The sequence below is a fragment of the Methylobacterium phyllostachyos genome, assembly GCF_900103445.1.
Classification (GTDB): domain Bacteria; phylum Pseudomonadota; class Alphaproteobacteria; order Rhizobiales; family Beijerinckiaceae; genus Methylobacterium; species Methylobacterium phyllostachyos.
This window is the reverse complement of sequence record NZ_FNHS01000009.1, coordinates 1-11,841: the sequence shown is the minus strand read 5'-3', so window position 1 is coordinate 11,841 and position 11,841 is coordinate 1. Positions and strand designations below refer to the sequence as shown.

At 64.0% G+C, this 11,841-nt stretch carries 7 protein-coding genes; all 7 read left to right on the top strand.

Going from position 1 to position 11,841, the window contains the following annotated elements:
- Positions 1-2,318 (top strand): glycosyltransferase (locus BLQ49_RS29715; protein WP_091717065.1); only part of this gene is annotated, 2,318 nt, incomplete at its 5' end.
- Between the two features lie 59 nt (positions 2,319-2,377).
- Positions 2,378-4,603, top strand: a complete 2,226-nt coding sequence (locus tag BLQ49_RS15215; protein WP_091717063.1) for a glycosyltransferase — start codon at positions 2,378-2,380, stop codon at positions 4,601-4,603.
- Positions 4,604-4,605: 2 nt separating this feature from the next.
- On the top strand, positions 4,606-5,160 hold the full coding sequence (locus BLQ49_RS30620; RefSeq protein WP_280140977.1) for an acyltransferase: 555 nt from the start codon (positions 4,606-4,608) through the stop codon (positions 5,158-5,160).
- Positions 5,161-6,444: 1,284 nt separating this feature from the next.
- Positions 6,445-7,122, top strand: coding sequence for a tonB-system energizer ExbB (gene exbB / locus BLQ49_RS15205; protein WP_342028190.1), 678 nt, complete (start codon positions 6,445-6,447; stop codon positions 7,120-7,122).
- A 4-nt stretch (positions 7,123-7,126) separates the two neighbouring features.
- Positions 7,127-7,564: a TonB system transport protein ExbD gene (gene exbD / locus BLQ49_RS15200; RefSeq protein ID WP_091717057.1), complete on the top strand. Its 438-nt coding sequence runs from the start codon at positions 7,127-7,129 to the stop codon at positions 7,562-7,564.
- 62 nt (positions 7,565-7,626) lie between these two features.
- Positions 7,627-8,439 carry a TonB family protein gene (locus BLQ49_RS15195; protein ID WP_244507606.1) on the top strand — a complete coding sequence of 271 codons (813 nt, stop codon included), beginning with the start codon at positions 7,627-7,629 and terminating at the stop codon, positions 8,437-8,439.
- 453 nt (positions 8,440-8,892) lie between these two features.
- On the top strand, positions 8,893-11,841 hold a 2,949-nt coding region (locus tag BLQ49_RS30615), incomplete at its 3' end, for a S8 family peptidase (RefSeq protein ID WP_167627712.1).

The window sequence follows — 11,841 nt, the reverse complement described above, 5'->3', positions numbered from 1 at the left end:
AGCAGGCGGCGGCTGAGGCCGCGTCTCGGACCGCGGAGGTGTCCGCTGAGCTCGGGGCAGCGCGAACGGAGGCGGCCGTCCTCCACGAGCGGCTGAGGGCTCACGTGGCGCAATCCGAGCAAGCGGCGGCTGAGGCCGCTGAAGCGCGACACCGCCTGTTCGCAACCAATCTTTCCGTGGCTCGCGAGGTATCCTTGTGCCACGCTCAGCTGCAAACCCTCGAAAGGGAGAAGGCCGAACTCCTGATACGGGTCGGTGGCCTGTTCCGGAACGCTGCTGCCCGCCGTGCTCAGTCGGTGAGCCTGCGCCTTGCCAAGAGGCTCCATATCCGCAAGCGGCACACCGATGATCGCATGCTGAGGGAGGCTAAGGCCGTCGATGCTTTCCTCGCACGCATAGAGTGGTCACGCATTGGTGCACCTTCTCCCGAGGGGCGGCTTGACCGGGTGATCGCTCACTTGGCCAACCCAAGTATCTCCTTACCGGACCTGCCATTTTTTCAAGCCAGCCTCTACTTGGCACAGTATCCGGACATCGCCGACGCCGATATTCGGCCTCTGGTCCACTATGTCGTGCATGGCCAAGCAGAAGCTCGCGACATTCATCCTTTGGTCGACGCCAGGCATTATCAAAGCCGCTATCCAGACGTGACTGCACTGGGGCTATCGCCGATTGAGCACTTCGTCATGATCGGCGCCGAGAAGGGTTACGACCCTCACCCGCTATTTGACACCCGCTGGTACAAGCAGACCTATCCAGATGTCGCGCAAAGCAAGTTCAACCCGCTGGCCGACCATCTCCGCTCGCCGTTCCGCCAGCCACACCCGTTATTCGACCCCGAGTATTACACGACGATGTACCCCGACGTCGTAGCGAATGGGATGAACCCGCTGACGCATTTTCTACTGCTCGGGTCTCGAGAGGGGCGCAACCCCAACATGTATTTCGATACGACTTACTATCTCGCGCAGAATCCAGACGTCGCTTCCGCAGGCGTCAACCCGCTGGTTCACTACATCGAGAAAGGGGCATCCGAGGGCCGCGATCCGCATCCTGGCTTCAACACGAACCACTACCTCTCGACCTATCCGGAGGTCGCCGCGAGTGGCCTCAATCCGCTCGCGCACTATCTGACGGTGGGTCGGGCCGAGAACCGCCATCCGCTGCCGCCAGTCGCGTTGCCGCAATGTCACGCACAACGCGACGCGATCGTGATGATTGATGGTTTATACCCGCGACCAGATGAAGATTCCGGGTCGCTCGACCAAATCTCCTTCATCAAGATATTCCGAACGCTCGGCTATAGGGTCTACTTCGCATCTGCGGTCGAATTTGGCGCGGATAGTGGCCCCGAGGTCGCCGTCGAGGAAGCAGGGGCTATCTGCATCCGTCCACCCACCTACTCTTCTATCAATGAATTCCTGCAGCGATGCGGTGCCGAACTCGCCCTCTGCTTCCTCTCGCGGGTGCATTTTGGCGGCCAATTCAAGGACGCTGTCCGCATGTACGCACCGCAGTCCCGGATCGTGTTCAACACTGTCGACCTGCACCACGTGCGCGAGAAGCGACAGGCCGAGGCAACCGGTGACGCCGACTTGATTCGCCGCGCCGACGAAACCCGCCGCCTGGAGCTAAGCCTCGTCAACTGCGTCGATGCCACGATCGTGGTGTCGCGGCAGGAGGAGGAAATTCTGACCCGTGAGCTCCCTGGCACCCACGTTAAGTTGATCCCGCTGGTACGAGACTACGGTGGGGGTCCGATCGCGCCCTTCTCGTCGCGTGCGGGGGTCGCTTTCATCGGCAGCTTTCAACACAAGCCCAACGTCGACGCAGTGGATTATCTCCTCGCCGAGATTTGGCCGGCCGTACTGAACAAGAACCCGGACCTAAAATTATACATCATCGGCTCTCACATGCCCGCCGATATGATCGAGCGAGTCGTGCGAAACGTCAGCTTCGTCGGGTACGTGCCTGAGCTCGATTTCTGGCTGTCCAACCTCAAACTGACCGTCGCTCCGCTGCGCTACGGGGCCGGGGCAAAGGGCAAGGTCGTGACCAGTCTGTCACACGGCGTGCCCTGCGTCGCGACGCCGATCGCAAGTGAGGGTATGGGCCTCGTGGAGGATCGAGACATTCTGATTGGTCGAACGGCGGAAGCGCTTGCGGACCAGATTGTGCGGTTGCACGCGTCGAACGAACTTTGGGACAAGTTGTCCACCAATGGGCTCGCGCTGATGCGCGCCGAGTATTCCCTCGCCAGCGGCATCGAGAAGGTCAGGGAACTTCTCGATGCCATCGACCTCGTTCCACCGAAATGAAAGCGGCTTGGCCGCCACACCACAAGTATTTTTCTCCGTCAGGACAGACCTAGATTAACATGGATCTCAGCATCGCGGTTGTCATTCCGCTTTATAACCACGAAGGCTATATTGAGCCCGCAATCGAAAGCGTGCTGTCGCAGACCCGACCGGCGGATGAGATCGTAATTATCGACGATGGCTCCCAGGATGGCGGCTACGACGTCGCCGTCGCGCTCCTCCGGGGCTATCCCGGCTCACGGGTGCTGCGACAGGCTAATGCCGGCGCCCACGTGACGCTTAACCGGGCGATCCAACTCGCGACGACAACGCACATTGCTGTCCTCAACTCGGACGATCTTTTCCTGCCGAACAAGCTGGAACGCTGCGCCGAACTGTTTGGCCGGTACGCCGAAGCGGATCTGCTGTTTGGAGGCGTTGACCTCGTCGACGGCAGTGGCGCCAACGTCGAGAATGGCGTGACAGCAGACTGGCTCGCCCGCTGCCGTGTGCTGCTTGAGCGCACCGGGAACCTGACCTTAGCACTTTATCAGGAGAATCTTGCTGTCACGACCTCTAATTTCGTCTTCAACAAGCGCTTTTGGGCACGTCAGGGCGGTTTTCAAGCCCTACGCTATTGCCATGACCTTGACTTCATTTTAGCGGCCCTGAACCGCGGGCACGTGATCTTTGATCGTGAGCGCACCCACATCCGCTATCGGGTGCACGAGTCTAATACAATCAAGGAGTCTCTGGATGCCATCAATGCCGAGATCGCGGCAGTTCTAGCCTGTAATCTGCGCGAACTGCCCGTCACCCCGGCCTGCATCAGTCAAGCCGAGTTGAAGGAGGCGATCGCCTATCGTGGCATTGCGGACCAGATTCTATCGCTGATGCCGCTGCATCGACAGGCACCCGATCGACCGGCATTTTATCGTCTCGCCCTCACACCCGGCTATAGCCAACGAGGGACGTCCAGAACCATTGTTAATGAGGCGACTTCGGAAGCGGCGAAAGGCCTGCCGCTCCCTGCGATCATCGTCACTGGGGCGAAGGCCGAACCGACTAGTCGTCCGCCCCATATCCTAGCTCATTCTTGTGTTAACCCCGTGGTGGCGATCGAAGTCGGCTCCTTCGACAAGGGTGGGTTGGAGAAAGTCGTTCTTGATTTGGCGATCTCGCTCAGGCGGCGAGGATTCTGCCCCCTAGTCGTCAGCGTTGGCAAAGTTGGGTTCCTGGGTGATCAGGCGATCGCGGCCGGAATTGAGGTCGTCCAGCTCCCGTCAACTGCACCGTTGCCGTTCTATGAGGCCCTGTTGCGTGCGCGTCAGGCCCAACTCTCGATCTCACACTTCTCGCGAGTCGGCTATCCCGCCTTTGCTGCGCTCGGAATCCCCAACATCACATTTATTCACAACGTCTACGCCATGCTGACCGGCGAGGCGGTGGCGAACTTCATCGCCGATGCCCGGTACGTCGATCGCTTTATCTCTGTCTCGGATAAAGCCACAGAATACGCGATTGGCCGCCTCGGCATCGATGCCGGCAAGATCGTGACGATCCCCAACGGGATCATCGTGCCCGAGTTGGCTCGGCGCGAGCGGATCGCGCCACAGCTGAACCGTTCCGAATTCGGCCTAGCCGAGGACGACTACGTCTTCATCAACGTCGCTTCGTATAATCTACATAAGGCGCATTATCTGATGGCAGAAGCCCTCAAGATTGCGCGCCGCCAGAGACCAGAGATCAAGATCCTCTGCATTGGTAATGAGATATATCCGCCTCACGTCGGCGAGTTGCGCGCCTTCCTTGAGAGGGAGGGTTTATCCCAGCACATGCTGATGCCGGGCTTCCAGAAAGAAGTCGCCTCAGCGTTTAGAATTGCCGACGCTTTCTTGCTGCCCTCCTTCATTGAGGGTTGGAGCATCGCGATGAACGAGGCGATGTACTTTGGTAAACCCATGATTCTTTCCGACACCGGCGGCTCGTCAGCGGTCATCGAAGAGTCCGACACCGGGATCCTGGTGCCGAACGAGTACGGCCGCAGCATCGACTTAGATTCCCAGCTGCTTGACGAGCTTGCCTACAGCCCGCGCGCATACAAAACGGCCCCGATCCTGGCCAGCGCCATGGTCCGGTTTGCCTCAGAGCCAGATCATTGGCGCGACGCCGGCGCTCGCGGACGGGAAAAGGTACTCACGCGGTACAATTTCGAGGATGTTATGGATCGCTACGAGGAGGTCATACGCCACTGCTTTCGAAGCGGCATCACGACCTCCAGCCAAATCGGCGGCCCGACATGTTAGGGTTGCTCAACTACATCGGCCGGTTCCGCCGCGCTCTCGGCTTCTACATCGCCAACTCGGTGATGATGCATTTCGCACCCTACGTAGTACGTCACTATTATCTGCGTACCGTCTGCGGAATCACGATCGGCCACAAGAGTAGCATCGCTCAGCGCTGCTTCATCACCGGCAGCAAGATCGTGATCGGGTCCAACAGCGTCATCAATCGCTACGTCTATCTCGATGGCCGGGTACAGCTCTATATCGGCAACAACGTCAACGTATCTCATTACACTCTGATTCACACACTGACTCACGATCCGCAGAATCGCGATTTTATCTGTCTCGAGAAGCCGGTCGCGATTATGGACCACGCTTGGATCGGCGCTCGGGCGATCATCCTTCCCGGAGTGACGATCGGGGAGGGTGCGGTTGTCGGGGCCGGAGCGGTTGTGTCGCGCGACGTCGCACCTTACACGATCGTCGCTGGGAACCCCGCAGTAGTCGTGGGGAAACGTTCGCGGGATATCGCTTATCGCAGCTCATACTTTCCCTTTTTCGACACCGACATCCAGTGAGCGAAATCAGCTAGCTCCCAGGTATCTACTGATTTTCTATCAAGTCACTACTCTTGTGATGGTTCTGAGCCTAGAGCGTGCCTGATCCACGGGCGGCCCATTCATAGGCGGATCCGCAGGCTTCCTATCGCTGCAAGTACGGGCGCGGAAAAGCTTTGGTGGCGTGGGCGCGTGCATCTCCGAGCGGGCACAGCCGTCAAGCGCGCTCAGCATTTATTGGCAGCCCTGTTAACGCGGACGCGTGGGAAGTCGTTGTAGACGCTGTCACGGTTGACGCCGAGCCACTTGGCGATCTGGGCTACGCTGATCGAACCTGCCGCTAACAACGCCCGACCGGCCTCAAGATCAACCGTCTTGAGTTTTTCGCCGCTGTCCGCCGTCAGCAGTCCTGAGACAGGTTGAGGGTCTTCACGAACGGAGGATGCCTGGTTCAGCGTAGCCCTGAGGCACGATCATGAAACAGACGTCCGGGCAGGCGTGGAAGCCGGCAGAAGCCGTGATCAAGGACATCCGCCCCGCCACGCGCCGGCAGTTTTGCGCCGACAGATGGCCCTCCTACGCGCGCGGCAGGAACGCGCGGAGACCGGGGACAACGGACAGGTCTGACTGATCGTCCCGGACGCCCGCTCAAGGGCAACGAGCGGGCGCGGCACCGGCATCGTCGGCTACAATGTCCAGATCGCCGTCGACCCCCATCATCATCGTCTCGTTGTCGCCCATGAGATCGTCAACGAGGGCTACGACCGAACCCAGCTCGTGCCGATGGTGGTCGGGCTAGACAGGCTGTCAGCGCGCAGGAGATCACAGTCCGGGCTGATCGTGGCTACGACAGCGGCGACAAGGTTCTGGCCCGCGAAGGTCCAGGCATCCTGCCGGCCGTGCCGGCAACCGCGCCCAACACGGCCGGCTTCAAGGCCGTCGAAAAAATTTCGTCGCGACGCTGTCACTTTCTCCGCGCGGTCCGACAGACGGGGTGAACCTCCTTCGGATAGCGATAGAGAGCGCGGTCTGATGATCGAACAGTTCCATTCCGCCGAAATGCGCCCGCGCAGACGGCGCCGGATTGCGCGCTTGGTCGTGCTGATGGTTGGCCTGAGCCTCTCGCCTGCTCACGCTCAGCAGGCCGTCCCGGAGCCTCCCGCGTCCACTGAGCAGGAAGCGCCTGCCCAGGCGCCGGTTCCGCGGAGCGATGTGTCGGGACAGCCCCCTGCGAGCGAGACGCGGGCGCCGGCTGCCGGCGTGGAGGCCCCTTCGAAACCCCGTCACGATCTCTCGCCGATCGGCATGTTCCTCGGAGCGGATCCGGTGGTGCAGGGCGTGATGACCTTGCTCGCCATCGCCTCGGTGGCGACCTGGACGATTCTGCTCGTGCGGTCGATCGCCCTGTCCGTCGCGAAGCGCCGGATGCGTCAGGCGCTCGCGGAGATCCGGGCGGCGACCAGTCTTTCGGCTGCGAGCGTCGCGGTACCGCGCGGTGCGGCCGGTGCGCTCCTCGCCGCCGCCGAAGCGGAGATCGCGCGGTCTCCAGGCCTGCCGGCCGATGGGATCCGGGAGCGCGCCCAGGCAGCGCTCAGCCGCATCGAGGCCGCCGAGGCCAAGCGGGCCGCCGCCCAGACCGGGGTCCTCGCGACGATCGGCTCGACCGGGCCCTTCGTCGGCCTGTTCGGCACCGTCTGGGGCATCATGCACAGCTTCATCGGCATCGCCGAATCCCACACCACGAACCTCGCCGTGGTCGCCCCCGGCATCGCCGAGGCCCTGCTCGCCACCGGCATCGGCCTCGTGGCGGCGATCCCGGCCGTGGTGATCTACAATGCGCTCACCCGCGCGGTGGCCAGCTACCGGGCGCTGCTCGCCGACGCCGCGACCCTGGTGCTCTGCCACCTCTCGCGCGACCTCGATGTCCGAGCCGTCGGCGCGCACAGGCCGCGGCAGGCCAGCCTGCACGTCGCGGCGGAGTGAACCGATGGCGGTCCGCATCGGGCGCGACGACGCCGACGAACTCACCGAGAACGCTGAGATCAACATCACGCCGTTCATCGACGTGATCCTGGTCCTGCTGATCATCTTCATGGTGGCCGCCCCGCTCTCGACCGTCGATGTCGCCGTGGAGTTGCCGACCTCCGCCGCGCCGGTGCAGCCCCGGCCCGACAAGCCGATCTTCGTGAGCGTGAAGTCCGATCTCTCGATCGCTCTCGGGGAAGAGACCGTGGCGCGCCCTGCGCTCGGCCAAGCCCTCGATCAGGCTGCCAAGGGCAACAAGGACGAGCGCATCTTCCTGCGCGCCGACAAGGGGGTGCCCTACGGCGAACTCATGCAGGTGCTGAATCTGCTGCGTAGCGCGGGCTACCTGAAGGTCGGCCTGGTCGGGCTGGAAGATACGGGGGCTGGCGGCCAGCCATGATCCACCCGCCGCCCGCCTCCTTCGCGGCGGTGATGGCCGCGCCCCGATCCCCACGGAGGGAGATGCCCGCGGCACCGGTCCGGGCCCTGGCCTGGGGGCTGGCCGCCGCAATCGTCACCGGCGCTCATCTCGGGATCTACGCGATTCTGGTTCGTGCTCCCGCGGCGGACATGCCTCCGCCGCTGGCGAGTCCGGCGGCGGTCATGATCGACCTCGCACCCATTCCGACAGTGGCCCGGTCCGAGGTCGACAACCAGGCCAAGGGGCCGGCCTCGACCGCCCAGGATGAGGCGACGCCGCCCGAGGAGCAGGCGCCCCCGCCAGAGGCAACGATCACGGCTCCACCCCCGCCGCCGGATCTGAAGCCGGAGGCGGTGCTCGCTCCGGCGCCGCCCAAACCCGAGGTCAAGAAGACGGAGGCCCGGAAGCCCGAGACGCCGGCGCCGCAGGCCAAGCCACACAAGACGGTGGAACCCGTCAAGAAGCCGAAGAAGCCGCGCGAGGAGCGGGTGGTCGCTTCGCGCAACGGGGGCGGCCCGCGTTCCGATCAGCGGACCGCCGACCGGACTGCCGCGCCCACGGCCGGCGACACGAGCAGCGCGGACGCTCGGGCGGCCTGGCAGAGCGAGGTGCGCAGCCGCATCGTGCGGAGCAAGCGCTTCCCGTTCGAAGCGCACGGCACCACCGGCGTCGCACTGGTGAGCGTGACCTTCACGGCGGGCGGCGGTGCCAGCAACGTGCGGCTCGTCGCATCCTCGGGCAACGCCGCCCTGGACGCGGAAGCCGTGGCGGTCATGTCCCGCGCAGCACCGTACCCACCGCCGCCTGGGGGGCGCTCCATCGCGCTCACCATTCCCCTGAACTTCAGGCGCTGACGGCGGCCCCCCTCGGGTCGGAGGGCCAGCCCGACGTTTATGCGGGCCAAGCCGCACAGGAGACCGACCCGGAAGGGACCAACGGCCGCTGTGCCGATCGTAGCGGGACTGATGCGGCGTGGAGGCGACGTTCTCGGACGTCGCGGTCCCGATGCCGTCGGCAACCATGATTATATTCCTGAATTTTGCCTTTCGTGGCGGAACTTTGCGATGAGACCAGTGATCAGGACGCGCTCGGCTGGATTGGATGCGGGTTCGGCGCGGAAACGCGCATCGGACACTGCGCTTGGAGGTGCACTCCGTCGCCTGGGGATCGAGAGGCTGATCGCTTCCCTGCACCGGCGCGTACACCCGCGAGAGAGCCTTCTGGTTGGCTGCTCGCTGGCTGTCATGGCGGCCGCGTCTACATCTGCACCCGCGCAGGGAGTCCCGACAAGCGCGTCGCCGAGCGCAGTGGATTTCGACACGCCGGAATATCGCGCCGACTGGGGCCTCGCGCAGATCAATGCCGCTCCCGCCTACGCGCGCGGCTTCACCGGACTGGGTGTTCTCGTTGCAGTCTACGATACCGGCATAGACCGGAACCATCCGGAATTCAGCGGCCGGATCTCGCCCGACTCCCGGAATTTCTTCTACGCATCCGATCGAAAATTCTACCCCAGCTTCATCCGGGATGAGCAGGGTCACGGCACGCACGTGTCCGGAACGATCGCCGCGGCGCGCGACGGCACCGGGACGATGGGCGTCGCCTACGGCAGCACGATCCTGACCCTCTACGGGCTACCGGCAGATGGCATAACGGAGGGAGGACGTGTTGCAGACTTTACCGTCGACTATACGGGCGCCCTCGCCTATGCGGCGAAGGAAGGTGCGCGCGTTTACAACGGCAGCTACGGACTCAATTTTACCGGGATGAACTATCCCATATTCCAAAAATACATATTCTCTTACGAAAGCATGCTCGCAGAATACAATGCGATGAAGCGGGCCGTCGATGGTGGAACGTTGTTCGTCTTCGCGGCCATGAACAATTACGAAGCCCAGCCGGTTCTTTCTAGGAACCCGGCCAGCGCCGCGCTCCTGCCCTACATCAAGCCGAGCAATGCCAACAGCGGCGTCTACCAATTCTATGATATCTACCGGTTCATCGGTGATCCGATCGGCCATCCCATCGATCAGAGCGCGATCGACTTCTCCGGGGTCGCAGGCTCGGTGGTGGCGGTCGTGGCGACGGACCGCGACAACAAGATTGCCTCGTTCAGCAACCGCTGCGGTGTCACGGCCTCCTGGTGCATCGCCGCGCCGGGAGTCGGGATCCTGTCGACCACACCCACCGACATGGGCCAACCCTACAATTACATGAGCGGCACCTCGATGGCCACGCCGCACGTCTCCGGTGCGGCCGCGGTGCTGATGCAGGCGTTCCCATTCCTGACGGTCCCGCAGATCGCCCAGACGATGTTCACCACCGCCACGCATCTCGGCGATGGGCCGGCCGACACCCCGAACGACATCTACGGCTGGGGTCTGTTGAACCTCGGCAAGGCGATCGACGGCCCGGGGCAATTCACCTCCACCTGGACGGTGAACACCACCTACAAGGGCCAAGCCTATGACGGTCGCTTTGCGAACGACATCTCCGGTTCCGGCGGCCTGATCAAGATCGGGCTTGGGACGTTGGAACTCGCCGGCACCAACACCTATGCCGGTGGCACCAGCGTCTATGGCGGATCCCTGGCCGTGTCGCGCGACGCTAACCTGGGGGCGTCCGGCACAGGGCTGGTTCTCGGCGGCGGCACGCTGCGGATCCTGGCCGACGGCTTCTCCACCCCACGCCCGATCACCCTCGACGGGGCGGGAGCCCTGCGTATCGAGGGCGGAACCGCAACCTTCGCGGGCACAATCACCGACGGCGCACAGGCAGGCTCACTCGTGAAGACCGGGGCTGGCGCGGCGATCCTGTCGGCAGCCAACAGCTTTACCGGCCGCACCATCGTGGCGGACGGTGCGCTGGGTCTGACATCAACCGGCCGTCTCGCCTCCCCAGTCTTCGTCGGACAGGGGGCACGCTTCACTAACGCGGGCTTCGCTTCCGGCGGGGTGGGGAACCTGGGCACGCTGGTCAATAGCGGCACGATCGCGGGTGGCGTGATCAACGCCGGGCTTCTGACGAGCCGCGGCACAATCACGGGCGACGTCGTCAGCAGCGGCATCCTGATGACGAGTGGAACCATCGCCGGCCAGTTCGTCAATGCCGGCTCTGCGCAGAACACCGGCACCATCGCGGGCAGCGTGTGGAACGCTCCACATGCCGCCCTGTACAATCGTGGCGGCATCGCCGGCGCGGTGACCAATGCGGGCCTCTTGCTCAATACCGGCACGATCTCTGGAGCGGCGACCAATTCCGGCCTGCTGACCACCAATGGCACCATCGCAGGCGGCCTGATCAACAGCGGCACAATCCAGAACGGCGGCGTTATCGCGGGCGGCGCGGGCAACACCGGCAGCTTGGTCAGCAGCGGCACGATCGCCGGCGGCGTGACCAATACCGGCTTCCTGGGCAATACCGGTACGGTCACCGGCGCCGTCTCGAATGCCGGCACCGGCCTCCTCGGCAATGCCGGGACGCTGGCGGGCGGCGTCGCAAACGCCGGCACCTTGGCCAACACGGGTACGATCAACGGCGGCCTGAGCAACACCGGCCGGACCCAGAACGCCGGTGCCATCGCGGGCGGCGTGAGCAACACCGGGCTGGTCCAGAACACCGGCGCGATCGCGGGCGGCGTGTCGAACAGCGGCACGCTGGCCACCACCGGCGCGATTGCGGGCGACGTCACCAATGCGGGCCTGTGGCTCAGCAGCGGCACGATCGCCGGCACCGTGGCCAATGCCGGCTTCCTGGGCAATACCGGTACGGTCACCGGCGCCGTCTCGAATGCCCGCACCGGCCTCCTCGGCAATGCCGGGACGCTGGTGGGCGGCGTCGCAAATGCCGGCACCTTGGCCAACACGGGCACGATCAACGGCGGCCTGAGCAACACCGGCCGGACCCAGAACGCCGGTGCCATCACGGGCGGCGTATCGAACAGCGGCATCCTGGCCACCAGCGGCACCATCTCCGGCGGCCTGAGCAACGCCGGGCTGGTCCAGAACACCGGCGCGATCGCGGGCGGCGTGTCGAACAGCGGCACACTGGCCACCTCCGGCACGATCGCGGGCGGGCTCACCAACACCGGCACGATGCTCGCCAGCGCCGGCCGCATCGACGGTGCCATCGCCAACAAGGCCGGCACCGTCACGGTCGCCGGGGCGGTGGCCAGCGACGGCACCTTCGCCAACGCCGCCGGTGCGACCCTCGCGGTCTCCGGCACGGGCGCCTACAGCCTCGCAGGCCCCCTCACC